Below are 26211 nucleotides of genomic sequence, written 5' to 3'. Positions count from 1 at the left end.
TATTTTTTCGTCTTATTTTATTAATACAAAAGGGTGGTTTTCATTGACAATTGTTCCATAAAAAGTTTCACCGCTTATTTTAAAATAGTAATTTCCATTTTCGGCATTTGAATTCTTTATTTTCCCATCCCATCCTCTTATAACTTCTCCTGATTCAGAATAAATCATAGATCCCCAAGTGTCGTAAATGTCTAGACGAACGTTTTTCAAACCTCTTGTAACAGGTCTAAATGTATCATTAATCCTATCATTGTTTGGGGTGAACGCAGTTGGAACCACTAAAACATATCCTTTTTCAATAATAAGAGTGATTTTTTCTATATACACACAACCAAAAGGGTAGGTCACCGTTTGCGTTACTACATACTCTTTCGGATTGACAAATGTGTGTAATGGATCGCTCTCTATCGAAGTAGTCCCGTCTCCGAAATCCCAAATTATACTGACATATTCCTCTGTGGCAGTATTGGTGAACTGAATCGGGTCATTGATAGAATAAGTACCATAAGTAGTGTACGCATAAGAACTTATGTCGAATGATGGTGTTCCGAGTTTGGGCACATCAACAGTGAAAGTATAATTAGATTTGCATCCCAAAGCATCTGTTGCTTCAAGTAAGACGGTTCCATTTATGGTCGTATCCATAAATTCATTATTAGCTCCGCTAACTGTGCCACTGGACCAAACCAATTGATATGGAGGCATACCACCCGAAACATCAGCTACAAAAGTTTGTTTCACGGTTTTTGCATCACAGTCAAAATCAGTTGTAGTAGCAACCACAGTGACAATAGGTGGAGGACGGTTAATGCTGTATTGTGCTTGTTTGGTACAACCATTTTTATCCGTTACAGTAACTAAATAATTTCCAGCTGGAATATTACCCAAATCCTCAGTAGTTGCTCCGTTTGTCCAAGCATAAGTAAAAGGAGCAGATCCACCCGAAACTAACAAATTTATTGAGCCACTATTTGCATCATCACAATCAAATGCATTGATTGTATTTGCAGTTAGCATCAATTCTTGTGGTTCTAAAATCACAAAAGTCTGGTTGATGCTGCATGGAGTGCCATCACTTATAGTGACAGTGTAATTTCCAGGTTGTAAATTATTCCTAATAGATCCGGCAGTCGGATTATCTGTCCAAGCAAATGAAACCGGTGCAACACCTCCAACAAATTTTAAATCAATCCGCCCGTCATTGGCGCCAAAACAACTAATATTTTTTACATCGGGAGTAACTTTGAATAAAGGAGGTTCGGGAATAGTAATATTTAAAGTTTTAATGCAACTCAAAGCATCTTTTACGGTAATTTCATAATCGCCACCCGATAAGTTATCCAAAAATAATCCTTCGGCAAAATTACTCCAACTTACTTCGTATGGCGCAATACCTCCTGATAAAGCGACAGAAATGGAAGCGTTGTTCCCACCATAACATTTTATAATTGTGGTCTTGGCATCTATTATTATTTCAGAAGTTTGTGTCAACGTGACTGTTAATGTTTTGGTACAACCTGAGTTATCAGTTACTATTAGTTCATAAGTCCCTGCCGGAACTCCGTTCAAATTTTGATTTGAACTGGTAAATCCATTTGGTCCTGTCCAAGAGTAATTGTAATCGAATACACCTGTAGTGACCTCTATTGGTGTTCCGCCAGTTGTATTGATGCTTATCGCTCCAGTGCTATCGCCATAGCATAAAATATCAGTTTTAGTAATTAAACTTACTGCTAATATCGGCGGTTCTGTTATGGTAAATGTTACTGTTTTTGGGTCGCAAGAATTTGCATCAGTTACGGAAATAGTATAAGTTGCAGGACTCAAATTTGTAATGTCTTCTGAATTGGAAAAAGGATTTCCATCTTTTGTCCAAGAATAACTATAATCTAACGTACCGCCCGTAACAGTAATTTCAATTTTCCCATCGGCATCATTAAAACAGGTGATGTCTTGTTCTAAGTCAGTCGTAATTATTATATCATCCGGTTCAGTAATCGTGTAGGTTTCTGAAAACGGACATCCTCCATCATCAGTAATGGTAAGATCATATGCTCCGGGTGCCAAATTGGAAATAGTTGTGTCGGTTGCTGTAAATCCATTTGGACCAGTCCAAGAAATTTGGTAGGGTACACCAGAACTAAAAGGAATTCCACCTGTAATATTGGTTTGAATCGAACCATTATTTTTCGCAAAGCAACTGCTATTTTTTAAGGTAATCGGATTGCTTATGGATGGGTTTACGGTAACGGAAATGCTAAAAGTTGCTCCACTACAAACACCAACTATTGGCGTTACGATATAAGTAACAGTTACAGGATTTATGGTTGTATTGATTAACGTTTGACTAACTTCAGTTTGTCCAATTGTCTCACCAGATGCTCCAGAAATTGCATTTGGTGGACTTATTATTGGGTTTGACCAAGTGTAAGTAGTTCCAATGGGTACAATTTCTGAACCTGCATTCGAAGGTAAAATGGTGAATGTATTTCCACTACAAATTATACTTGTTTTATTGGCAATTACAGGATTTTGATTGATGGTAACTTCTACAATATCAGAGTTTAACTCAGAACAACCGCCGGTTGGTAGCGTAATTTTACAATAATAAAAAACAGTTCCCGCAGTGGAAGGCGGTGCAAATGACGGATCGGTTGCACTAAGAATCGATTTGCTTCCAACAATTGAATTAGTTGAATTCGAATACCACTGGTATTGCGGAGTTCCAACACCATTTATAAACGCAACTTCCAATAGTGTGGGAGTTTCTCCTAAACAAATAGTATTAGGTTGCGGTTGTTTTGTAATTTCTGCAGCAAGATTTACAGTTATACTTACAGTACTACTTGTAGTTTCACATCCCAAACCAATTTGTGAAACGACACAATAATAATAAGTAGTCCCAGCATTATTGGTTGGTGGTGTAAAAGTGGCTTTTGTTTCTCCAATTAAAGGAATTGAATTTCCGTCAGAAGTAGAATCATTAGTATTCGAAAACCATTGATAAGTTAGATTCCCTACACTTGGCTCTCCAACAGCTGAAACAGTCAAATTTGTTGGAGTAACACCCGAACATAAAGATTGTGCAGCGGGAAGAATTGAACTTACCGTTGGATCTGCAAACACTTTAATTTCAGCTGGATTACAGGAAATAGGTCCACAACCATTGCCTGAAAAAGTGATAGTAACATAATAATAAGCGGTTTCTGGAACAGCAAAAACGGGTGGCATATAACTCGATCCTTTAGCGCCTGAGATTTCCGTACCTCCAATAGTTGTATCAGTTGTATTTTTATACCACTGATAAGTTGCAGAACCTGTTCCGTTTTCAAAATCGGATAACAAAGGTGTTGCTAAAGTAGTACCTACGCAAATACTTTGGCTTTGAATAGGTTGAGGATTTATTGTAGCACCTGGATTTACGGTAATTGCAACAGCTTTTGATTTGATGCTCGGACAACTGCCAGAAGCAGAGAAAGTAACTTCACAAAAATAATAAAGAGTACCAATACTTTGAGGAGGTAAATAACTGCCGTCAACTGTTGAGGTGTTTACTAATGTGGAAGTTGCAATTGTAGTATCTTCTATTGTATTTGAATACCATTTGTAAGTTGCTGTTCCTGCGGCTGGAGTTGGACTTACCGTTACGGTCAATGGTGTTATTGTGCCACCTGCGCAAATAGTACTACCAATGGGTTGCGTCAATGTTGGACCAGGATTTACAACTATATTGTATGTGTTGCTTGAAGGACAACCGTCTAAAGTTGAAGTGATAGTTAAAGTTACCGTTTTAGGGGTAGTGTTCGAATTACTAATGGTTAAAGCAGGAATTGAATTTGCATTTCCAAAAGAAGGATTAACATTCACACCAGATGGAATTGTTGTAGCATCCCAAGAAAACGTTGTGCCACTTTGAGCGGTTAATGGTACAACAGTCGTTGACGAACCCGAACAAATAGTTTGTGTCGCGGGACTTAAAGGACCTAAAGTTGGTGCTGTACCAATACCAAAAGTTTCAGTACTTGTTATAGAATTTGTACAACCACCCACAACTGAAATAAATAGGGAAACTGTTTTAGAGCCACCCGTAGTATACGTAACTTGAGGTGCAATAGCAGCAGAAGTGGCGGGTGTACCACCTGGAAAACTCCAGTTATAAACCAATTCGGCATTGGTAAAACCACAGTTTTGAATAGTTGCAGTTGGATTAATTATTGTAGTACCTGAAGTGCCTCCGCACAAATTTGCAATAGGCGCAACACTAACTTTTGGGGGTTTCTTGACTGTTATTTTTTGAACGGAAGATAAAACCACGCCACAAGAGTTCTTCATTTGAAGTTGTATAGTATATTCCCCTGCAGCAGTAAAGTTAAAAACGGGATTTTGAGAACTCGAAGTAGTACTGTTTAGATAAGTTGGGTCATCAGCTGCAACATCACAATCTAAATCTTTGTGGGTTACGAGCCACGAATATTCAATAGGCGTCGTGCAATTTGAAGTGACGTTTGGAGTTGACGCTTTTACGGTCAGTGGGATGCAATTAGTAGTATTTGACGGCGTTAAAGTAATAGTTGGAACAGTTAGTGCGGGTTCTATACAGATGGTTTTAGTTACTGATGTACTTCCGCAATAATTTGCTGCCGACATTGTGATGGTATAAACTCCAGCTTTTGAATAGGTGTGATTGACATTTTGAACTTGTTGCAAAGGAGTGGTAATTACAGGAGAACCATCTCCAAAATCCCATGTATAAATGGCACTTTGGGCACAGTTTTGACTGTATCCTTCAATAGTTGTATTGGTAAAAAGCACATTTTTATTGACACATCCAGTAGCTGGAATCGTAAAGTTGGCCTTAGGTTTTGATAAAATACTAATGTTAGAAGTTGTAAACGGTGTAGAGCCACAAGCATTCGTGACTACCAACACCACTACTAGTTGCGCAGCAGGGCAGCTTGTTTCCTTGTATGTATGTGGTATGGGATAATTTGCAGATGCAACAGGATTTGCGGCGTTGTAATAACTGGAAGCGACTAAAGTCTCTTGTGTAAAAGTCTCTAGGGGTGAATTGTCGCCATAATTGACTTCGTATATGGTTCCTGGAGAGTTAATGCCCCAATTAGAAATTCCAAACTGTAGATCGGCTGTGGGTGAACATAAATTTTGAGTATTTCCCGGACTTGAAATACCTCCTGAAGGGTTTGAAACATTTTTTACCACATACGTTTTTGAAGTGTTACAACCATTGCTGCCAAATGCAGTTACAATCAAGTTGTACGCTCCGAGTGCTGCATAAGTATGACTCATCGGAAAAACAGCACTGGTAACAATAGCTGACTTATCTCCCCAATCGATAGAATAAGAAGTTATACAAGAGGAGGCAACGCTTAAATTATTAGCAACTGTAACCTCATAACTTGGATTTACTGTAGAGGCATTTGCACAATTGTCAAATTGGGCAAAAGGATGTAAACTATCAGTAACTTCAAAATTTGGTCTTTGTTTTACAAGAATATTTTGAGAAAAGGTAGTTGATACACAACCAAAACTGTCGGTTACAGTCAATTTTACTGCAAATGTAAATGTTGCGCAACCTAGTGCATTTGTTGAACTAAATATATGTGACGGATTTGCAGCCTTAGAAGTCGTACCGTCGCCAAAATCCCAATCATAAGTATATGGAGCTGTTCCGATGGTTGGATTTGACGTAAATTGTATCGCAGAACCTGAGCAAGTACCACTGGATGCATTCGTTGTAAAACTGCTGACTGGTTTTGGAGCGACAGTAATTACTACATCGGCAACGGTAATTGGTTGAGTTGCATTTGTTGCGTCAGTTACACTAATTAAACGATATGTAAACGCTCCAGCGATACTAGTTGCTTGCGTTACTGTAACACTATTTCCAGTAGTTGTTTTGATTGTTTGATTCCCAGCAATTCCTGATACAGTGTAAATAAAAGTATAAGGAGCCGTTCCGTCTTTTCCAGTAAAAGTTATTACTGGTTTGATAGTTTCATTTAAGCAAACTTTAGCAGTCCCAGTTAATGTAGCAGCTGGTAGGACTACTTTTTTAAAACGAATAGGAGTACCATTCGTTTTCTGCTCCTTTTTACTAGGTACTAAAGAATCTAGAACGATTTTAGCGTTTGCAGTTGTATTTAAAAGCAATATTATAAAAAGAATTATTGTTTTGTAAGATTTCTTCATAAATTATATTGAATGGGTATTTCTAAATAAATGAAATTTAACCTTGAATATTCATAAATCAGTTAACAATAGCGAAAATTTAATCTGTCTATATTTTTCAAATGTAATGTTAAAAATTAGAACCCAACATCCCTATAAATAGTGATTTTCAATAATTTAGTTGATTTTTATAAATTTAGCAACAATTAAACAGGTTCGCCTCATTATTCCTATTATTTTTCTTTTTTTTGATAAAATATTGTTTATATATCGTTAAATTGGCCTAATGTAGTAGAGAAAGTAAACTATTTATTATATTTTTTGTAAAGAAAACGAGAATTTTTATGGTTTTTGATTCATACAATTCACAACTATGGTTTACTTTAAAGAATTTTATTTTGATTTTTCAAAAATAGCTGTTTAGCTTTTAGCAATATTGAATGTTCAGCTTCTGCGTAAAGCATCAAAATGGGTACAATTTATTTTTAATAATATACTATCAATCAATTTGTAAGTACATTAGCAAAAGCTGATACTTAAATTATCGCTTTTGATTGATTTAATTCACAACTATAGTACTTAGTTAGTTTCTAATTTTTAATGACTTTTCTAATCAATTCTTGACCATCAGCTTTTTTTAGTTTTAGGAAATAAATTCCGCTATTCCAAGTACTGGTGTTGATTGTATTTGTTGTTGGAGTAGCATCTATTTTTTTACCTAATACATCATACATTTCAATAGAAGAAAAAGGTATTTCTGTTTCTACAGTGATAGAATTCGAAAATGGATTTGGATATATTTTAAAATGATTTTTCGAGAAACCTTCATTTCCAAGCGTTCCTATAAATTCAACCAACGAGATGTATGCTGCATCGTTAATACCATTGCTCGTAAAAGTGGTTCGTCTTCCAGAATGCTGTAGTTCTATATTTACGATTCCGCCGACAAAAGCTGTTAAATCAAAATTTGTTGTAGTAAATGGATCTGAGTTTAACGAATTGGGCACTTGCGATGGCATTAATTGTTTTTCGTTAATCATAATCCTGAACCAAGAAGAATTTGCTGCATAAAATCGAGCCAGCTTATAATTCAAAGTCATTGTAAGACTAGCTAAATTGGTTGCGTTTACTCGAAAATTTAATGTAGAAACAAAATTTTTATTTTCATTCCAAGCCTGACTCTCTGTAGTATTTAAATCGCCAAACCAAGTTTTACCATTTTCTCTTTGATGTAAATTGACATAATTGTATACTGTGTTGATAGTAACATTTGACGAATTATTAAATTTTGGAACAAAGTAAGTTGTAAAATTACCTGAATTGAATGCTTCACTAAAGGGCGCATTAATAACAGTTGTTTTAGTCGATTCAAATAATTCTAAAAAAGCAGTAATCTCGTTTACACATATTTTTCGAACAAATATTTTATAAGCTTTGGCGATTGTTAAGTTATCGAAAGTATACGGCAAAGAAACGGTTGTCCAACTATTATCCGTCAAATCTGCGGTTTGGTTGACAATTGCTACCTCATAATTAGAAGACAAGTCGGTTGCCTTCAAAGTGATGCTATTTTCTGTTGATGTGGTTAAAAAATCAATTTCTTTCGCCAAACAAGTGGCGCTTTTTAATTCGATGTTGTCTACAAAGGCGGTACGAATTCCTATATCTCCGGTATATTTACTTAACGATTGCAAATCGAGATTAATTGTTTTTCCACTAAATTCCGATAAATCAATGGTTATTTTTTGAAAATTTATGTCTCCGCCAGGACTACTTTTAAATGTCCACGTTTTTACAACATTATTGATGCGAACCCTAAAATAGTTTTCTTCTTTTTGTTTTAAATCAAATTTAAAAACTGGATTTGTGGGATTATTGGTCAAATCGATAATAAAATTGGCTTGACTAATAAAATTAGGATTTGTGTTCCATACATCAAAGTCGGACCAAGTATTGGCTTGCAAAGCATCTAAAGCACCTCGAAACAAAATGCCATTTGCCGAGTTGTTTCCAGCTTTGTTTGAAATAGAGGCATTTGCTATAAAACCCCCTGTAAAAAAATAATTGCGAGTATTTATGCCATCAAAATTTATAGCGTCAGGCACCGAAATAGTCAATGGTTTGGTTGAAAAACCAATATTTGCAAAACGATTTATTGGAGTATTGCAGTTTGTTTTCGCAGCAAAAACATATTCTTGTGCTGGTAACAAATCTGTTAATTCAATAGTGTTTTGAACGGTTGGAATTAAGTTAGTTGGCATTGGCATTCCTTTCTCATAAACCACATAATTATATCCACTGACAGCTTGATTATTTTCAATGATAATTGTGGCTGTTGTTTGTGATGGAGTGGACTGTATGCCGGAGTATGCAGGTCTAATACAGCGTTCGAATATACCAATAAATTTGGTTATAGGTTCGGAATTTTCATTTAGAATAGCACCTCCTGTGCTTCCTGTAAAGGATACTTTGCTACGAATTGGCGGGTTGCCAAAATTCTCACTTCCTTTAAATGCGCTAATTAAGCTTGAGGTAAAACCAGGTGCCGTTTCCGAAACTTCTATTACTAAATTATCAGTGCCATTATAAAAAAAAGGTTGAGTAAAACTTATAATAACTTCTGTTCTCGTTTGTGTGATTGCTCCACTAAAAACCGTAGTAAGCGTGTTAGTGTCAATAAAAGGTATTGCTGCTCCGAATTCTGCTACTGTGGTTGTGCCAATTTTAACTGTCCAAATATTGGAATTTGCTAAACTAATATTATCGAATGAGGTTGTGTAGCGAATTTCGGTTATTGTTCCTTTAAATTGTATTTCGTTTGGATAATATAAGGTTTGTGTTTTTGAAAATTCGGACTGGCAACCTATCGGCTGGTTGGTAAAATCGCCTCCACCTGCACCTGCAGTAAAGCTTAATATTTGCTCGGATTGTGCAACACAAAATATAGGAACTAATAGTAAAAGGAGTAGATTTTTCATTTTTAAATTATTTAAATACTTTAGGAGATCTTTAAATTAGATATTTCAGTTTTAATAAAAGCAATCAAGAATATAGTCTTATAAATTTCTTCAAATAATATTAAATTGATAAACTGTAATAGCATCACTTTCAAATTATTATAAATACAAACATGCCAAATTTTCAAATTCAAACATACGATTTATAATAATAATTTCGTTGTGTTTTTCGTTATTTTCAGATTTTTTTTATTAAAAGTTAAATCAGTATCAATTTATCAGAAAAAGCATATTTGATACATTTCAATAGGTTATATCAAAAATTGATGAGATAATAATGATTCGGATAAAATATCATTAAGTGTAGCAGATAATTTTTTTTCTATGATTTAGTACATTATAGTTCCGTAAAAATCCTTAAATTAGCCAAAGCTCTTGCTGCAATTATCACTTAAATGGTATTACTATGAAAAATCTAAGTTTATTTTGTTTTCTATTAATTTGTATTGGTCTAGAAAGTTGTAATAAAAATTCAAAAAATGTTGATAATCAAGTAGTAGAAAAGCCGGTAAGTGTGCTATGCTACCAAGCACTTTACGAAACAGATACAATTGACTTAAAAATAAACACCTTAAAGAATGGAAAAATTTCGGGAAATATGGAAATGAAATTTCTTAATATGCCCATAAAAGTTGGTAAAATTGCAGGTGAATCTCGAGGTGATACTTTGTTTGCCGATTACACTTTTATTCAAGGTACAAATGATAAAGTGACTTTTAAAAATCCAATTGCATTACTAAAATCCGGAGAAAAACTAATTTTAGGCAACGGACAAATAGAAACTTATTTGGGAGCTTCTTATTTTGCTAAAGGCAAACCTATAGATTTTGAAAATGTAAAATTTAAGTTTACAGCTATTGATTGTACTAAAAAGTAACGCTATAAGAAAAATAGTGGACGTGTCCTAAAACTAAAACCCTGCTCCAAATCTGGAACAGGGTTTTAGTTTTTAGCAAAAAGATGGGTAACTGCTTATTGAACTACTTGTTCAGTACTTTTTTGCTTACGATAGCATTGTCTTCGCCACTAACTTTTACAATTAATAGCTGACGACTGGCTTTCAAGTTGCTAATGCTAGCTTCGTTTGATTGCACATTTTTTTGATTTGCTATCAATCGCCCTTGTAAATCGTAAACTTCAATGGTTTTAATAGACTTGGCGGTTGAACTAACATAAAGAACGCCATTATTTATAAACATTTTCACATTATTTTCGTTGAATGTTGACTCTTTTACTTTTAATAAAAGAATTATTTCAAAAGCGGTTGCAGTTGAACTTGCTACACCATAATTTCCATCGGCGGCTACCGTGGCGGTTACGGTATAAAAGCCTGCCTCGATAGGAGGAGTACTACTTGGACCATATACGATGCCAACGCCTTCATAACTGTACGTATAGGTATTACCTGTACCTGTATTTGTTGATGCAGTTGGTCCTTGCGGATTTCCATCATAAAAATAAGTTCCCACTACTGGCGTTACCACTGGGGTAGCTAGACCTATTTCAAATTGGCCTACAACAATTCCTGTTAGTATATTATAATTAGCAGTATCCGTAGGGACAAAACTAGCAAGAACCTCATAACTACCTACAGCAGTTTGCGAAGCAGTTCCTGCCACTACTATGTTGGTTACCATTCCCGCCACCGAGCTTGATGCTATATTTAATATAGCACTTTGATCCATTCCAGTATATACAGCAGGCGAATTCGCAACTGTTAAGGTAACAGTTGGTGTAGCTTTATCAATAACAAAATTTCCTGCAATTATTCCTGTTACGGTGCTATAGTTAACATTATCTTTAGGAACAAAACTTGCCGTTACAGCATAACTACCAGCATCAGTTTGTGAGGCAGCTCCTCCAATTGAGATATCATTTATAGATCCTAAGTCCACTGAACTAATAATGTTTCCAATCAAAGCACTTTGAGGTGCACCATTGTAGATTATAGGCGAATTGACCACTTCAAAAGTAGCTGTTGGTATCGCTTTATTGATGATAAAAGAAGCCGCTGCGGAAGTTACAGCAACATAATTCGTATCAGTAGCTATCATAGCCATAACGTTGTAACTGCCAGCATTCGCTGGTGCCGTTGCACTTGCAGGGTAATCTGTACCACTTACTCCAGCATAACTGTAAGTTACAACTCCTGTTGAAGCAGTAGTCACAGCATCTGGACCTTGTGGCGCTCCAGTATAAGTATAGGTTCCTACAATTGGAACAACTGTAGGCGTTGCTTTGCTTATTGTAAAAGGAGTTGGTGCTGATGTGCCTTCGTTATAATTAGTAGTTTGGGCTACAGTAGCTGTCGCTGTATAACTACCTCCGCCTGCTGGTGGTGTTGCACTTGCTGGATAATCTGTACCAGATGCCCCAACATAGCTATAAGTTAAAGTCCCAAGAGTATTTGGAGCTGTTGTAGTATTGGCAGTTGTTTTTACCGTTGTTGGACCTTGTGGATTTCCGTTGTAAACGTAAGTACCTATAGTGGGGGTTATGGTTTGATTAATTCGGGTGATGGTAAATGCCGATGCAACAAATGCAAAACCCTCAGCTACTGTTGGATATTTTATATTTGCCATCGCAATATATGATCCCGCATTGATTGGGGCAAAGGTTTGAGCTCCAGAAATAGTTCCTCCTCTATAAGAATAGCTAACGGTCAATAAACTTGAAAAGGTGGGCGATTGTCTTACTCCAACTTGATACGGATAACTGTAAGGCGCACTTCCGTTAACTGTTAATTCAGAAGGAACACCTTCCTTAATACTAAAATCATCCATATGCACGGGAGTCATTATGGTACTGTTTTTATCGTTTAATAATCGATCTATTTTGAAAATGTTGAGCACTAAACTGGCTTGTGGTGCTGTAAAAGTGTAGGTGTATTTAATATAGCCATCTGCTAAAGTGGTAGGAATAATATAAAAGCTATAAGTAGGGGCAAAAGCAGCACCATCTGGATCACTCACACTACCATCATATATTCTGACATAGATACCATCCGAGCTAGGTGCTTTAATAGGATTATCAAAACGAGCATAGAGGGTTAGGGTATAAGTAATACCTGGAATTGCTGTAAAATGCTGACGAAGTGGTGAATACTTATCGGGTAAGATGAGACTAGTAGTACCTGCACGGGCATTAAGCGCATCAATAGCAACGGTCGGAAAGTTAAGACCAGAAGCTGACCACGGCGACGAAACTGTGGTTAAATCGCCAGCTGGAAGACCTTCAAAACCTCCTGCTGTCAGCAAATCTTGTCCATAAGACATTGAGGAAAGTGTGATAAGCGCAAAAAGTAAAAGTTTTTTCATGTGTAGCTAGTGTTTATTTGGGGATTAATTATTTTTAAATGAAGTAAACTATAATACTTATTTTTTCAAGTTAAAGATCGTGATTTTAATTTTACAAAATTTTAAAACGATTTTGTAAATTTATAATTTTAAATTTACTAAACCAAAAATCGGAATGCTTTCAATGTTTTGTCCAAAAATCGGTTTACAAAAAAGAAAAAAATGCAACGATGAAAAATATCGACTTTAAAATGGAAATCCAAATATAGGTTAGATTTTAAGGATTTGTATATTAGAAATTTTTAGAAATATTCAATTTGTAGTTTAAACAAGATGATTTAATTCTGATTTTAAAAAGTATAAAACTAAATGCCCTTAAATAGTAGAATTTATGGGCATTTTTTATTTGATGATTGCCTTTAATTGAAAACTTTAATTCGTTTTTAATTTGAAATAATTCTTTTATAGCAATGAATTAAAATAGTTTTTGTTTAAGTGACATAAAGACTTTTTTCTTAAAGCTACTTTTATTTTAACTATTTAGATTGTGTGTTAGATAAAAATAGCTATGTTTGTACTAAGTATTTTTACTTATTTTTATAAAAGAGTTTTATGATACAAGTCGAAGAAGCTTTAATGATAGTTGAGGAAAATTGCTGCAAAATGCAAGCCGAAAAAATTAAAGTGAGTAAATCACTTGGCTATATTTTGTCGGAAACGATTTATTCCCCAATGAATATGCCGCCTTTTAGACAATCGGCAATGGATGGTTATGCTTTTTCGCATAGTGAATTAACAAACTACGAGGTTATAAACACTTCAAAAGCAGGAGATTACTCTAATCATAAACTGAACAAAAATCAAGCTATAAGAATATTTACAGGTGCTTTTATTCCTGACGATCTTGATACTGTTGTTATGCAAGAGCATACCTCTAGAAATGGGACTAGTATAGCCATTAATAAGTTACCAACTTTTGGTGCAAATGTTAGAAATGAAGGAGAGCAAATCAAAAAACACGAACTCGTACTCCAAAAAGATACTATAATTACTCCTGCGGCAGTGGGTTTTTTAGCTTGTTTGGGAATAACTGAAATAGTGGGGTATGCCAAGCCAAAAGTGGCTATTGTGGTAACGGGAAATGAATTAGTTCCTCTTGGTAAAAAATTACCAAAAGGTAAAATTTATGAAAGTAATTCGTTGATGATTGCTGCTGCTTTAAAGGGAATTGGAATTAAAAAGGTAAAACTATTTAAGGTAAAAGATAATTTGAAAGCCACAAAAAAGGTTTTAAATAAATGTCTTTCTAATTTTGACGTAGTGCTAGTTTCAGGCGGAATTTCGGTGGGTGATTATGACTTTGTAAAAGAGGCACTTTTAGCCAATGGAGTTGAAGAATTATTTTATAAAATCAATCAAAAACCGGGTAAACCGTTGTTTTTTGGAAAAAAGGATACAACAATTGTATTTGCTTTACCTGGAAATCCTGCTTCAGCATTGAGTAGTTTTTATATTTATGTTCTACCAGCATTGAAAAAGAGAATGGGTTGTGAAGCGATTCATCTGCCAAAAATTAAACGTAGAATAAATACTGACTTTACCAATACTTCCGGAAAATCCTTGTTTTTAAAAGCGTTTTATAATGACGAGCATGTTGAAGTTTTAGATAGTCAAAGTTCAGCAATGTTAAATACTTTTGCAGTTGCCAATAGCTTCATTTATGTCCCTTATGATATGGAAAATGTTAAAAAAAACCAAGAAGTTGTAGTAATACCAATTCATTAATAAGGATTATTATGCCAATAGTTAATAATGATTTTCTAATTTTATTCTGCATCTTGTTAGCTGTAGTTGCCTTTCTGTATTCCAGCGTGGGTCACGGCGGTGCGTCTGGGTATTTGGCGTTAATGGCTATTTTTTCTGTGCCAATGGCGGTGATGAAACCATCGGCTTTATTACTGAATTTGTTTGTTTCTGGAATTTCATTTTTCTTTTATTACAAAAAAGATTTTTTCAAACCAAAGCTATTTTATCCTTTTGCCATAACCTCTGTACCAGCTGCTTTTATTGGAGGCTTGATTCCATTAGAAAATAGCTTTTACAAAATAGCATTGGGCATTGTATTGATTCTGGCAGCCTTGCGAATGTTAGGTTTTTTCACTCGTGCAGAAAAAGAAAATATAAAAATAAATATTCCTTTGGCATTAGTAATGGGGTTCGGTATTGGTTTATTATCCGGAATGTTAGGCATTGGTGGCGGTGTTATTCTGAGTCCAATTCTATTAATTTTGGGTTGGGCAACGCTTAAAGAGACTGCATCTATTTCAAGTTTGTTTATTTTTGTAAATTCTCTCGCGGGACTTTCAGGTTTTTTTTGGGGAAACAAAACGATTCCAATGGAGAGTTTTTACTTAGTTCCTATTGCTGTTTTTGGAGGAATATTGGGCGCGTATTATGGCAGCGGCTATTTTTCGAACAAGGTTTTAAAATATGTTTTGGCAACGGTAATCTTATTGGCAAGTGCGAAATTAATTTTTTAAAATATGCAAGTATCAATTCTTTGTGGTGGAAAAAGCAGCCGAATGCAATCGGAGAAAGGATTGGCTTTGTATAAAAACAAACCATTTATAGAGCATATTATTGATGCGGTTTTACCAATAACCTCTACTATCCAATTAATTACAAATAGTAGCGAGTACGATTACCTAAAATACGATACAATTAAAGATGTTATAATAGACAAAGGTCCAATGGGTGGAATTTATACTGCTTTATTACATTCGGATACCGATTTAAATTTGATTTTGAGTTGCGACATTCCATTAATTTCTACAACAATGCTGCTGGAGTTAATAGAAAAATACAATAGTAGTTTTGATGTATCTATTTTTGAAGAAACCAATCGAGTTCATCCTTTGATAGGAATTTATTCAAAAAATGTACTGCCGATGTTAAAAAATAGAATTGATGCCAACGAATTGAAAATGATGCACTTTATTTCCAATAGTAAACATCAATTGATTTGGATTGAAGACGAAAATAGGCAGCAATTTCAAAATATAAATTCGCTTTTAGAATTACAGGAATTCAATGCTAAATACAATTAGATAGAATGAAGAAATCAAATGACCCAAAATTAACCTTAGTGGGTGCAGGTCCAGGTGATGTAGAATTGATTACTTTGAAAGCCATCAAAGCACTCGAAAATGCAGATGTAGTCTTGTATGACGCACTTGTAAACGAAGAATTATTGCAGTATGCAACAACTTCTGAAATCATTTTTGTAGGTAAACGTTTTGGTTGTCACGCCTATAGTCAAGACCAAATTAACGAACTTATTGTGCCTATGGCAAAACGTTTTGGTCATGTTGTTCGATTAAAAGGTGGCGATCCATTCGTGTTTGGTAGAGGAAGCGAAGAGATTGAATATGCACAACAATTTGGGATTGAAACCGCTATTGTTCCGGGAATTTCTTCGGCTTTGGGAGTGCCAACATCCAACGGAATTAGCCTGACACAACGAGGAATTGCAGAAAGTTTTTGGGTAATTACAGGAACAACTTCAGATCATAAACTTTCAAAAGATGTTGAGTTGGCTTCGCAATCATCGGCAACGGTGGTCATATTGATGGGAATGAATAAATTGGACGAAATCATCTCTATTTTTCAAAAAAATAGAACCGATAATTTGCCCATTGCTATTATTCAAAACGGTACAAAAGAAAATGAAAAAAAAGTAGTAGGAACCATAAGCACAATCAAAAAATTAGTAGAAGAGCAACAATTTTCTTCACCTGCAATTATCATAATTGGAGAAGTAGTTAAACATTCTACTACATTGGCTTCTTGTTTTCAAAATGAAGATGCACTTGAGGAGTTTATTTTTCAAAATCTAAATTTCATATAATGATTACAGTAAAATATTTTGGTGCGATAGCCGAAAAAACAGGAAGTCAGACAGAGGAATTTTCTTTTGCTGATATGTCTTTGCATCATTTGCTATCAGCATTAGAACAAAAATACCAATTCAAGGAGTTGTCTTTTAGTGTGGCAATCAATCAAAAAATCCTTCAGGACACTGCAAATTATCAGTTGAAAGGGGATGATATTATTGCCTTATTACCGCCATTTGCTGGAGGTTAAACTAATTATTTATGGAAGCTACGCGATACAACCGACAAATAATACTCCCAGAAGTTGGGATTAGTGGGCAACAAAAACTCCAACAAGCCAAGGTATTACTCATTGGTGTTGGTGGTTTAGGTTCGGCAGTTTTGCCTTATTTGGTTGCAGCTGGAGTGGGCGAAATTGGAATTATAGACGATGATACAATTGACATCACCAATTTGCAACGGCAGGTGATTTACGACAGCAATTCTGTTGGGAAAAGCAAAGTGTTAAAGGCTCAAAAAATGGCTTTAGCCCTAAATCCTTCGGTTAAAATCAATGCAATTGACGAAAAATTAAATCCTAAAAATGCCATTTCCCTATTCGAAAAGTATGACATTATGGTGGATGCAACAGATAGTTTGAACTCCAAATATCTGATTGACGATGCCTGTTGTGTCACCAACAAACCTTTTGTTTACGGCTCTATTTATAAATTTGAAGGACAAGTATCTGTTTTTAATTATAAAAACGGACCTAAATATCGTTGCCTATTTCCGGAAACAGCAAATGATTCTCCTAACTGCAATGAGTTGGGTGTCTTAGGAACATCAGTGGGACTAATAGGAATGTTTCAAGCCAACGAGGTATTGAAAATGGTTTTGGAAATAGGAGAACTATTGAGCGGAAAATTATTGGTCTACAATATATTGAATAACGAACAACAAAAGTTTGAGTTTTGTAAATCAGTGGAACACACCATCGATTTGGAGGCTTTTGAAATGAAATACGCATCAGATAAGGATTTCGTTATTGAAATTTTAGCTGCTGAAGCATTCGAACAAATTAATAATCCTCAAGTTGTTTTCTTAGATGTTCGAAATTGGGATGAAAGTCCAAAAATAGACATACAAAACTGCATCCAGATTCCATTGCATAATCTAGAAAATGAATTGTCGAAATTGAATGTAGATTCAACAATATTTGCATTTTGTCAATCGGGAATTAGAAGCAAAAAAGCAGTTGAAATTCTACTGCAACATAATTTCAAGAATGCCAAAAGTATCATTGGAGGGGCAAATTCTTTAGCCAAGTTTACTCAAGATTCACTCGATTCTGTATCGATAAAATAACTATAATTATGAGTAAAAAAACGGTTTTCATACAAGGTCCTATTTCTTCCGAATTTATTGGACAGTCGATTGCCAAACATCAATCGAAGCATACCATTGGCGCACACAATATTTTTTTAGGTCAGGTAAGAGCTGATGATATTGAAGGTAATGTCGTTGCAGCAATAGAATATTCTGCTTACGAAGAAATGGCTGACGAGGCAATGCTAGCAATAAGAGAAAAAGCTTTTGCTCAATTCGACTTGATTTGTATGCACATTTACCACAGTATCGGCGAAGTCAAAGCGGGAGAAATTTGTTTGTTTGTTTTTGTTTCAGCGACAAGAAGGAAACAAGTATATGAAGCCACAGAAGCGATTGTGAATTGGATTAAAACAGAAGTGCCCATTTTCGGCAAAGAACTATTTGAAAATAGTACTTTTGCTTGGAAGAAAAACACCTAAAAATGGTTGATATCACACATAAAATAAGTACGCTGAGAGTAGCTACAGCCAAAGCAACCGTAAAAGTTAGCCAACAAGCCACAATTGATGCTATTGTAAACAACCTTGTTCCAAAAGGGAATGTATTTGAAATGGCAAAAACAGCTGGATTATTCGCTGTAAAAAACACGTATCTTTCCATTCCAGATTGTCATCCAATTCCAATTGAATTTACTTCGGTGGAATACGAAATAAATGATTTAAGTATTGATATCTTTTTAAAAGTAAAAACGGTTTACAAAACCGGAGTAGAAGTAGAGGCAATGCACGGTGCATCTATTGTGGCGCTAACCATGTACGATATGTTGAAACCAATTGATAAAAGTATTGAAATTTCAACTATCAAATTAATCAGCAAAGAAGGCGGAAAATCTTCATTCAAAAATCGTTTTCCATCAACAATTAAAGCGGCTGTTTTTGTTTGTTCGGATTCTATTTTTGCTGGAGACAAAGAAGATAAATCAGGAAAAATAATTGTCGAAAAGTTGGAAGTTTGTGACGTAGAAACCACGCATTATGAAATTATTCCTGATGAAATTGACATTATTCAAGAGCGCACTAAAGCCTTTGCAAAGGAAAATCAACTGATTATTTTTACAGGAGGAACAGGGCTTTCGCCAAGAGATGTCACGCCGCAGGCCTTGGAATCGATGCTAGAAACCCGAATCTTAGGAATTGAGGAAGCAGTTCGCAATTATGGTCAAGACCGTATGCCTTATTCAATGCTTTCGCGAACAGTTGCTGGAACTATTGGAAATTCGTTGGTATTGGCTTTGCCAGGATCAACAAAAGGAGCATCAGAATCTATGGACGCCATATTTCCGCACGTTTTGCACGTTTTTCATATTTTAAAAGGAAACAATCACGATGCAAAATGACACTATTTTAACGGATGATTTCGGTCGCAAACACAACTATTTGCGAATTTCGTTAATCGAAAAATGCAACTTGCGTTGTACGTATTGTATGCCAGCTGAAGGTATTTTGTTAAGTCCAAAAGCGAGTTTGATGAAGGTCGATGAGATTTTTGTTATTGCAAAAACTTTCGTCAATAATGGCGTTGATAAAATAAGACTTACTGGTGGAGAACCGCTTTTAAGAAAAGATTTCCCTGAAATAATTGCCCAATTAGCTTCATTAAAAACTGAAATTTCTATCACTACAAACGGTATTCTGATTGACAAGCACATAGACATTCTGAAACAGTACAATGTCAAAAAAATCAACTTGAGCTTAGATACTTTGGTGCCTTTCAAATTTCAAACCATTACTTTGAGAAACCAATTCGAGAAAGTGATTGATAATTTGCATTTGCTCTTGAATAATGATTTCAGAATCAAAATCAACGTGGTTTTAATAAAAGGATTTAATGACAATGAAATCATTGATTTTATAAATCTTACTCAACATTTGCCCATTTCAATTCGGTTTATAGAATTTATGCCTTTTGCTGGAAATGATTGGGATAAAAGCAAAATGGTCTCTCAAGATGAAATTTTGAATCAAGTAGAAAATCATTTTTCAGCTTCTAAATTAGAAAAATTAGAAAACGAAAAGAATTTTACAGCCCGAGAATTCAAAATAGAAAACCATTTGGGAAGTTTTGGCATAATCAGTTCTATTACCAATCCTTTTTGCGATGGTTGCAATAGAATTCGCCTTACGGCCAATGGTAAAATAAAAAACTGTTTGTTTTCTAACTCCGAAACTGATTTGCTTACTGTATTTAGAAATGGCGAATCGATTGAAGATTTGATAGGTTTTTCTATTAAAAACAAAAAGAAAATACGAGCGGGAATGGACACTGTCGACCAAGTTAGCAATCCAGTTTTGAATCAAGACAACCGAAGTATGATTACTATTGGCGGTTAATTTGATTTAGGTTATCACTCTACCTTTAAATTATTCAAATTAGAACTCAAAATAGATTCAATATCTTCTGTATCGTTTTGTTGTTCTTTTCTTTTTTCAAAGCAATCTGTTTAAAACAATCTTGAAAATGACGCTTTTCTTCCAAGTTTTAAAGGAGTAACCTGCCGGCAATTAACTTGTTATAGCAGTGTATGCCATCCAACAACTTGTATACATATACCCCCTGATGCGGGGATGCCATCCAAAATGTTTTTTACATATACCCCCTGATGCGGTAGTGCCATCCTAAACGTTTTAGACCTATACCCCCTGATGCGGGAATGCCATCCTAAACGTTTTAGACCTATACTCACTGATGCGGGAATGCCATCCTAAACGTTTTAGACCTATACTCCCTGATGCGGTAGTGCCATCCTAACTGTTTTTACATATAGCCCCTGATGCGGGGATGCCATTAAGTTAAGCTCTACTTGTCATTCTGACGAAGGAAGAATCTCGTGTTAGTTGCTCACGTTTGTTTAGATTCTTCCTTCGTCAGAATAACAAAATCATCGACAAAATCGCTTAACCTAATGACATTGCGACCGTAGGATGCCATCCAATAAGTTGTTGACCTATACCCCTTAATCAGAGTATTCAATAAACGAAAGTACGAATAACCTAAGTTTGATGGAACTATTATATTTTCATAATTAAACAGGAAGATAAATATCAAACTGAGCACCTTTGTCTATTTCACCAATAGCAGTAATATAGCCATTGTGTGATTCTACAATTTTTTTGCAAATGGCGAGACCTATTCCCGAACCAACGTATTGGTTGGTATTAAGTCTGTGAAACACTTTAAAAATATCATTTTTAAAGCTTTCATTAAAGCCAATTCCATTATCGACCAAAGTAATTTTGAACCATTGTTTTGATTGTGCTTCATAAATGGTTGCAGCACTATCAGTTGTTATTGAACTGCTTATTTTAATATGGAGCGGAACGTCTTTCTTTGCGAACTTAATGGAATTACTAATAATATTGACAAATAATTGTTGCAACTGAAAGTTAATACCATTTACAGTTGGTAGTGCACTTATATCAATTGTAACATCTTTGTCCTCAATTTCCTCTTTCAGATCCGAAACTACTTCTTTGATTACTGTGTTGAGGTCAACGGATTCAAATTTTGCATCTTCGTGCATTAAACTTGCATAGGAAACCAATGCTTCGATAAGCTTTTGCATTTTGGCTGCTGATGATTGCATTCGCAGAATATTTGCGTTAACAACGTCCGGAATTTCACTGTTGTATTTTTCTAAAATAATTGAAGCATAAACCTGTATTTTCCGCAAAGGTTCTTTCAAATCGTGCGTGCTTATCCAATTCATATTGGCAAGCTCATCATTGGCTTTTTGCAATTTTTCATTAAGGCTTCGATATTTTACTTCCTCTTCCATTAAATCAATCAAATGCAGTTGTCTTTGTATTACCAATGATATCGCTGCTGCAGCATTTAACTCGGGTCTGAGCCATTCGGTGCTTTGGTTTTTTACAGATTCACTCCAGGCTGCAAATGATTTTCGGGGCGTGAGCAAATTCTTTTCTTCGTTCAAAAGTATTGCTTTATTGGGATCACCGCCCCAAATTTTAGTGGTTTCTATTTCGTTACGCAACCAAAATATGGCGTGACCACGCAACAAACCTAGCCGTTGATAACAAATACCTGCAACAGTAGCATTAATTTGTTGAGCAGGTAAATATTCAGTAGAAAATTTTGAACTGCTAAAGTTTTCACTTTTTACATTATCAAAAAACCAGTCGGCAATGGACTGCAGTACTTCTTGAGAAGGTACAGTTCCAGCGGTATGAATTTTACCTTTATGCATAATGGCAATACCATCTGCGTTTATAAGGTTTTTCAACAATTGCAAAGTGTGTTCAGTACTTATTAGTGGTTGTTCTATGGCAAATTGCTCGCTAAGGTCTTGTAGTTTTTTGTTGGTTTGTTTAGTAAGTTCAAACTCATCGGCCATCTGCCGCACATCTATTTGCGATGAAAGAAATACAGCCTGCAAATGTGCTGCAAGTCTCGTATGATAAGGAATATGCTTGGCACTATAATGATGGCAAGAAATCAAACCCCATAATTTTTTATTATGAAGGATAGAAATTACAAAAGTGGCACCCACTTTCATATTCTTTAAATACTCGAGGTGCATAGACGAAACACTCCTCAGAATTGCCATACTTAAATCGAGGTTACTATTGTTTTTTAAAACGCCATCTATTGTGTAAATGGGTACAGGCGTGTATCCGACATCTACCTTCATTCTTATCAAATTACGCAAATAAAGCTCTCTTGCCTGCGAAGGGATATCAGTGTGTGGATAATTCAAATGTAAAAATGGCTCTAGGTCTTCTTTTTTACTTTCTGAAATAACTTCTCCATTATAGTCCTTGTCAAAACGATAAATCATTACCCTATCATAGCCAGTAATACTTCGGGTTTCATCTGCAATATCCTGACAAAGACTTTGAAGATTATCTGCCCTTTCGGTGTGATAAGCAAATCGTTTCATTTGAAATAAAAGATCTGGAAAATCCATTTTGGCTTCCGAAAATAGCTCAAATTCAAGTACAATTACCTCATCGCTTTTGTGAGCAGTTACATGAAAAGTTTTTTCATTATAGTTTATAATAAAAGGTTGTAATAAGTCACCCGAAAATTCTTTAAACTGTTGTTCTATATTTTCAACATCAGCCTTACTAAAAATTGTTTCAAAATTCAGACCAAGCAATTCAATATGCGTTTTATTCAAAAATTCAACGCAGTTTTCACTACAAAAAGCCACCTTAAAATCAACCTCCGTAATTGCAAGTAAAAAACCATGCTGTTGAATGGTACCAGGTATATGTATGGCTTCACTTTCGCAGTTAAGCATAGTTGCTCTAAAATCATTTACAATACTTTTAATTTTCATACTCAGCAAGTTTAAGTGGTTCATGCGATAAACACATATTTAATAGGGAAAATGTCTTTACAGCACTAGCAATTATTTCTTCTTCAAAGTCATGCCTATCGCCTTCCGCGCAAAGCAATTGCAAAAAGTTTTTCCACATGCTGCCAGTTTGAAATGTATAGGCTGTTAAATATGTTGTTTTTCCATCAACAGCATTACCTAAAATTTTTGACAAATGCCTGCTGATTATTTGTCCACCAAGAGTTGATCCTTCTAAAACGTACATGCCACCTAATGCTGCAGCGGCAGTTTGGTAATGGGTACTGAATAGTTCATCGTTTTCATGACGCTGCACTCCATTGTAATTTAATAGGGCAAGGTCAGCTTCTATAAGGTGTGACTTTCTTCTATCATCAAGTTGCAACATTTCATAGTTCTTTAGTAATGGAAAAACTATCTTTTCAAAACCGTGCACAAAACTGTACATTTTTGAAAGGTATTGGGCATATTGAATGGTTGTGACGTTTTGACTCATCAATGATTGTGAAACATTGTTTTGTTCAATGAGCTGGTGACTGTTTGCGGTTTTACTGCGCAATCGCATTAAAAAAGTAGTTGGTTCCAAATGCAGTGCTTTAAAATTTTTTTCTAAAAAACGGTTTGTTTTAAATCTTCCCAATTAAGTGATAAACATTTTTCCATCATGTTTTTAAAGTGGGTATAGCTTACGGGTTTGGCAAGGTATAAATCTGCACCACCTTTGTAAGCGGTTTCTATTTGTTGCGGCTGAGATGAAGTTGAAAGTATAACAATTTTAATACTGTTCCATTTCTCGTTGCTCTTAATTTCACGAAGGCATTCGAAACCGTTTTTGTGAGGCATATTCAAATCAAGAAAAATCATTTCTGGAAGGGTCGCTACTTGATTTAAAATCTTCATCAACTCATTTCCGTCGCTTGCAACATCAACCTTAACTTCTTGATTCAATTCAGATAACACAGTTTCAAAAAGGAGTACATCTTCTTCATCATCCTCCGCAAGTAGCACATTCTTTATTTGAATTTTGTACATAGTTTATTGTTGAATTTGGTGTTTTTGGAAAAAGTAGTACCTGTTTTGTAATTTTCTAAATAAGTCGGTTTATTGTTGTTTCAATTATTTTTTTTAGTTCTTCATAACTGTCGGGTTTAGTGATAAAACCATCGGCACCCATTCTTGTAAGTGTGTTGATCATGTACTGCTCAAAATCAATACTTTTTGATAAAGAACAAGTGATCATGACTACATGTAAATCTTTCAGTTTTTCATTTTCTTTTATTTCTATTAAGCATTCAAACCCTGTTTTGTTCGGCATGCTTAAATCCAAAAAAAGAATATTCTTGCTGTTGTCATCGTATGAATTTGAATCAAGATATTGCATCAATTCTTTGCCGTCACTAAATGTGTTGAGTTTTGCAGAAACGGGTAATTCGGACAATACTTTTTCGAAAAAAATTTGATCATCTGCGTCATCTTCGGCAAGGAATATGTTAACTTGGGTTTTCATTTATTTTATGCGCTATTAATTAATTTAACAATTTTTATAGTAGTAATTATCCAATGTCTGAGAGAAAGGTACCAACACAAATATGCATCATTATCAAATAAAATAGTTGTATAATTTTACAAAAAAGTTATATAATTCACACATTTACTGATTAAATTAGTAGTTAATTAAAGTATTTTATAAGTAAATCTACCTTGAACTCCTAATTATAAATTGTGTTGGTGGGCATTTTGGATAGTTGCATTACGCAATACTTTGGTTGATCATCCCGAAATTATTTCCTTTCTAAATCTAGCAATTTTACAATTTATAAAAAGGATTGTGATACTTGTAATCATTATTTAAATCTAATTTTATTGCTATTCAGTTACTTAAAAAAAAATAGCATTATGGAAACCAATAAAAAAACAGCATCAAAGAAAAAGCTATCGCCACATCAAACAAAAGTTGCCGAAGTAATGCACGAATTCAAGGAAGGCGATTTGCATTCAGGCAAAATTGAAACTATTGTAACCAATCCAAAACAAGCCATTGCCATTGCTTTGAGAGAAGCAGAAGGATTAAATAAAAAAACAAAAAAATAAAGTATAATGGAAAACACACAAGTAAACAAAAACGAATCAGTAAATAATTTCGTTTTTTCAGTACAGGAACAATTTACCGATAAATTTATCGAAACAGCACCCAATGTCAACATATATGTCAAGGATTATGGCATCGGAAATCCTGTAATTTTAATACACGGTTGGCCACTTTCTAACGAAATGTGGGAATATCAAATAGAAAAATTGGTAGCCAATAATTACAGGGTGATTACCTATGACCGACGGGGTTTCGGGAAATCTTCGCAACCTTGGAACGGCTATGATTACGATACGTTAACAGATGATTTAAAAGCAATAATCGACCAATTGGAGCTAACAGATATCACGTTGGTTGGCTTTTCTATGGGTGGCGGAGAAGTGGTTCGCTATTTCAGTAGATACGGTGGTCAGAATGTTTCTAAAGCAGTACTTGTTTCTTCCATAATTCCGTATTTGGCACAAAGCGACGACAATCCAGATGGACGCACAAAAGAAAAAAACGAGGCTACACAACTCGCACTTAAAGAGGATAGAATCGCTTTTCTAGATGATTTTGGCAAAAACTTTTTTGGTGTAGGTTCTATTAATACTCTTATAAGCACACCATTACTCGAATATTACAGAATGTTAGCGGCTGCTGCTTCGCCACACGCAACTACAGAATGTGCAAAGTCTTTTTCGACTGCCGATTTTCGAGAAGAAGTGTTGCTAATCAACGTACCTACATTAATTATTCACGGAAATGCAGATAAAATTGTACCCATCGCAATTTCATCTGAAAAAATAGCCGAATTAATTCCCAACAATACATTTATGATCTACGATGATGCCCCGCACGGTTTATTTTATACTGAGAAAGACAAATTAAACGTTGATTTACTGGAATTTTTAAATTCTTAATCATTATTGTCCGATAAAAAAGAAGCCAAATTAATGGCTTCTTTCAAAGAATCGTATTTTTGTATTGCAAAACATAAATTACGATGGACAAAAATAGCTATTTTTCGACAAAATCTGTTTTCGGACAGTTGATTTCT

General features: G+C 34.9%; 19 protein-coding genes. 12 read left to right on the top strand and 7 right to left on the bottom strand.

Annotated elements, in window-relative coordinates; all coding sequences use genetic code 11:
• Positions 1-12: 12 nt before the first annotated feature.
• Together RMO83_RS07935 and RMO83_RS07930 are read right to left on the bottom strand one after the other, a co-directional pair.
• Complete coding sequence (locus RMO83_RS07935) at positions 13-6210, bottom strand: PKD domain-containing protein (RefSeq protein WP_310559143.1); 6198 nt, start codon at positions 6208-6210, stop codon at positions 13-15.
• A gap of 569 nt (positions 6211-6779) precedes the next feature.
• Positions 6780-9167, bottom strand: a complete 2388-nt coding sequence (locus RMO83_RS07930) for a T9SS type A sorting domain-containing protein (protein WP_310559142.1) — start codon at positions 9165-9167, stop codon at positions 6780-6782.
• A 445-nt stretch (positions 9168-9612) separates the two neighbouring features.
• Here RMO83_RS07930 and RMO83_RS07925 point away from each other — a divergent pair, with 445 nt between their 5' ends.
• Positions 9613-10083 carry a hypothetical protein gene (locus RMO83_RS07925; protein WP_310559141.1) on the top strand — a complete coding sequence of 157 codons (471 nt, stop codon included), beginning with the start codon at positions 9613-9615 and terminating at the stop codon, positions 10081-10083.
• A 103-nt stretch (positions 10084-10186) separates the two neighbouring features.
• On the opposite strand, the gene RMO83_RS07920 is transcribed toward RMO83_RS07925, so the two are convergent.
• A complete protein-coding gene (locus RMO83_RS07920; protein ID WP_310559140.1) occupies positions 10187-12523 on the bottom strand; it encodes a T9SS sorting signal type C domain-containing protein in 2337 nt (778 codons plus the stop codon).
• Between the two features lie 591 nt (positions 12524-13114).
• On the opposite strand from RMO83_RS07920, the gene glp reads away from it, so the two are divergent.
• Genes glp through moaA form a run of 9 tightly spaced genes read left to right on the top strand, consistent with a single transcriptional unit; the run spans position 13115 to position 20096 of the window.
• Positions 13115-14287: a gephyrin-like molybdotransferase Glp gene (glp, locus tag RMO83_RS07915; protein WP_310559139.1), complete on the top strand. Its 1173-nt coding sequence runs from the start codon at positions 13115-13117 to the stop codon at positions 14285-14287.
• A gap of 11 nt (positions 14288-14298) precedes the next feature.
• Positions 14299-15042 (top strand): sulfite exporter TauE/SafE family protein, encoded by a 744-nt coding sequence (locus RMO83_RS07910; RefSeq protein ID WP_310559137.1) that lies wholly within the window; start codon positions 14299-14301, stop codon positions 15040-15042.
• A gap of 3 nt (positions 15043-15045) precedes the next feature.
• The gene (locus RMO83_RS07905; protein WP_310559136.1) at positions 15046-15609 is read left to right on the top strand and encodes a molybdenum cofactor guanylyltransferase; all 564 of its coding nucleotides are present in this window, start codon (positions 15046-15048) and stop codon (positions 15607-15609) included.
• Between the two features lie 5 nt (positions 15610-15614).
• Complete coding sequence (cobA, locus tag RMO83_RS07900) at positions 15615-16409, top strand: uroporphyrinogen-III C-methyltransferase (protein WP_310559135.1); 795 nt, start codon at positions 15615-15617, stop codon at positions 16407-16409.
• Positions 16409-16645: a MoaD/ThiS family protein gene (locus RMO83_RS07895; RefSeq protein ID WP_310559134.1), complete on the top strand. Its 237-nt coding sequence runs from the start codon at positions 16409-16411 to the stop codon at positions 16643-16645. The genes cobA and RMO83_RS07895 overlap by 1 nt, the downstream gene beginning before the upstream one ends.
• Positions 16646-16656: 11 nt before the next feature.
• Positions 16657-17742 carry a HesA/MoeB/ThiF family protein gene (locus RMO83_RS07890; protein ID WP_310559133.1) on the top strand — a complete coding sequence of 362 codons (1086 nt, stop codon included), beginning with the start codon at positions 16657-16659 and terminating at the stop codon, positions 17740-17742.
• An 8-nt stretch (positions 17743-17750) separates the two neighbouring features.
• Positions 17751-18185, top strand: coding sequence for a molybdenum cofactor biosynthesis protein MoaE (locus tag RMO83_RS07885; protein WP_310559132.1), 435 nt, complete (start codon positions 17751-17753; stop codon positions 18183-18185).
• Between the two features lie 2 nt (positions 18186-18187).
• Positions 18188-19102 carry a bifunctional molybdenum cofactor biosynthesis protein MoaC/MoaB gene (gene moaCB / locus RMO83_RS07880; RefSeq protein WP_310559131.1) on the top strand — a complete coding sequence of 305 codons (915 nt, stop codon included), beginning with the start codon at positions 18188-18190 and terminating at the stop codon, positions 19100-19102.
• A complete protein-coding gene (moaA, locus tag RMO83_RS07875) occupies positions 19092-20096 on the top strand; it encodes a GTP 3',8-cyclase MoaA (RefSeq protein WP_310559130.1) in 1005 nt (334 codons plus the stop codon). The genes moaCB and moaA overlap by 11 nt, the downstream gene beginning before the upstream one ends.
• Before the next feature lie 692 nt (positions 20097-20788).
• Here the strand turns inward: moaA and RMO83_RS07870 are convergent.
• The 4 genes from RMO83_RS07870 to RMO83_RS07855 are packed head-to-tail and all read right to left on the bottom strand — an operon-like array spanning position 20789 to position 24590.
• On the bottom strand, positions 20789-23065 hold the full coding sequence (locus RMO83_RS07870) for an ATP-binding protein (RefSeq protein ID WP_310559129.1): 2277 nt from the start codon (positions 23063-23065) through the stop codon (positions 20789-20791).
• A complete protein-coding gene (locus RMO83_RS07865; RefSeq protein WP_310559128.1) occupies positions 23055-23723 on the bottom strand; it encodes a biliverdin-producing heme oxygenase in 669 nt (222 codons plus the stop codon). The genes RMO83_RS07870 and RMO83_RS07865 overlap by 11 nt, the downstream gene beginning before the upstream one ends.
• Positions 23693-24115 carry a response regulator gene (locus RMO83_RS07860; protein WP_310559127.1) on the bottom strand — a complete coding sequence of 141 codons (423 nt, stop codon included), beginning with the start codon at positions 24113-24115 and terminating at the stop codon, positions 23693-23695. The genes RMO83_RS07865 and RMO83_RS07860 overlap by 31 nt, the downstream gene beginning before the upstream one ends.
• Before the next feature lie 55 nt (positions 24116-24170).
• A complete protein-coding gene (locus RMO83_RS07855) occupies positions 24171-24590 on the bottom strand; it encodes a response regulator (protein ID WP_310559126.1) in 420 nt (139 codons plus the stop codon).
• 389 nt (positions 24591-24979) lie between these two features.
• Between RMO83_RS07855 and RMO83_RS07850 the strand changes: the two genes are divergently transcribed.
• Positions 24980-25174 carry a DUF6496 domain-containing protein gene (locus RMO83_RS07850; RefSeq protein WP_310559125.1) on the top strand — a complete coding sequence of 65 codons (195 nt, stop codon included), beginning with the start codon at positions 24980-24982 and terminating at the stop codon, positions 25172-25174.
• A gap of 6 nt (positions 25175-25180) precedes the next feature.
• The gene (locus RMO83_RS07845; RefSeq protein ID WP_310559124.1) at positions 25181-26074 is read left to right on the top strand and encodes an alpha/beta hydrolase; all 894 of its coding nucleotides are present in this window, start codon (positions 25181-25183) and stop codon (positions 26072-26074) included.
• The last annotated feature ends 137 nt before the right edge of the window (positions 26075-26211 follow it).

The organism is Flavobacterium sp. (genome assembly GCF_031423415.1).
Classification (GTDB): Bacteria; Bacteroidota; Bacteroidia; order Flavobacteriales; family Flavobacteriaceae; genus Flavobacterium.
This window is presented reverse-complemented; position numbering and strand designations above follow the sequence as displayed.

Excerpts from the sequence above, each read along its gene's own strand:
- RMO83_RS07930 (WP_310559142.1), bottom strand. The coding sequence starts at position 9,167 with ATGAAAAATCTACTCCTTTTACTATTAGTTCCTATATTTTGTGTTGCA.
- RMO83_RS07905 (WP_310559136.1), top strand. The coding sequence starts at position 15,046 with ATGCAAGTATCAATTCTTTGTGGTGGAAAAAGCAGCCGAATGCAATCG.
- RMO83_RS07855 (WP_310559126.1), bottom strand. The coding sequence starts at position 24,590 with ATGAAAACCCAAGTTAACATATTCCTTGCCGAAGATGACGCAGATGAT.
- RMO83_RS07860 (WP_310559127.1), bottom strand. The coding sequence starts at position 24,115 with ATGTACAAAATTCAAATAAAGAATGTGCTACTTGCGGAGGATGATGAA.
- RMO83_RS07850 (WP_310559125.1), top strand. The coding sequence starts at position 24,980 with ATGGAAACCAATAAAAAAACAGCATCAAAGAAAAAGCTATCGCCACAT.
- RMO83_RS07920 (WP_310559140.1), bottom strand. The coding sequence starts at position 12,523 with ATGAAAAAACTTTTACTTTTTGCGCTTATCACACTTTCCTCAATGTCT.
- RMO83_RS07910 (WP_310559137.1), top strand. The coding sequence starts at position 14,299 with ATGCCAATAGTTAATAATGATTTTCTAATTTTATTCTGCATCTTGTTA.
- RMO83_RS07845 (WP_310559124.1), top strand. The coding sequence starts at position 25,181 with ATGGAAAACACACAAGTAAACAAAAACGAATCAGTAAATAATTTCGTT.
- RMO83_RS07870 (WP_310559129.1), bottom strand. The coding sequence starts at position 23,065 with ATGAAAATTAAAAGTATTGTAAATGATTTTAGAGCAACTATGCTTAAC.
- RMO83_RS07885 (WP_310559132.1), top strand. The coding sequence starts at position 17,751 with ATGAGTAAAAAAACGGTTTTCATACAAGGTCCTATTTCTTCCGAATTT.
- cobA (WP_310559135.1), top strand. The coding sequence starts at position 15,615 with ATGAAGAAATCAAATGACCCAAAATTAACCTTAGTGGGTGCAGGTCCA.
- RMO83_RS07890 (WP_310559133.1), top strand. The coding sequence starts at position 16,657 with ATGGAAGCTACGCGATACAACCGACAAATAATACTCCCAGAAGTTGGG.
- RMO83_RS07895 (WP_310559134.1), top strand. The coding sequence starts at position 16,409 with ATGATTACAGTAAAATATTTTGGTGCGATAGCCGAAAAAACAGGAAGT.
- RMO83_RS07935 (WP_310559143.1), bottom strand. The coding sequence starts at position 6,210 with ATGAAGAAATCTTACAAAACAATAATTCTTTTTATAATATTGCTTTTA.
- moaCB (WP_310559131.1), top strand. The coding sequence starts at position 18,188 with ATGGTTGATATCACACATAAAATAAGTACGCTGAGAGTAGCTACAGCC.
- moaA (WP_310559130.1), top strand. The coding sequence starts at position 19,092 with ATGCAAAATGACACTATTTTAACGGATGATTTCGGTCGCAAACACAAC.
- glp (WP_310559139.1), top strand. The coding sequence starts at position 13,115 with ATGATACAAGTCGAAGAAGCTTTAATGATAGTTGAGGAAAATTGCTGC.
- RMO83_RS07925 (WP_310559141.1), top strand. The coding sequence starts at position 9,613 with ATGAAAAATCTAAGTTTATTTTGTTTTCTATTAATTTGTATTGGTCTA.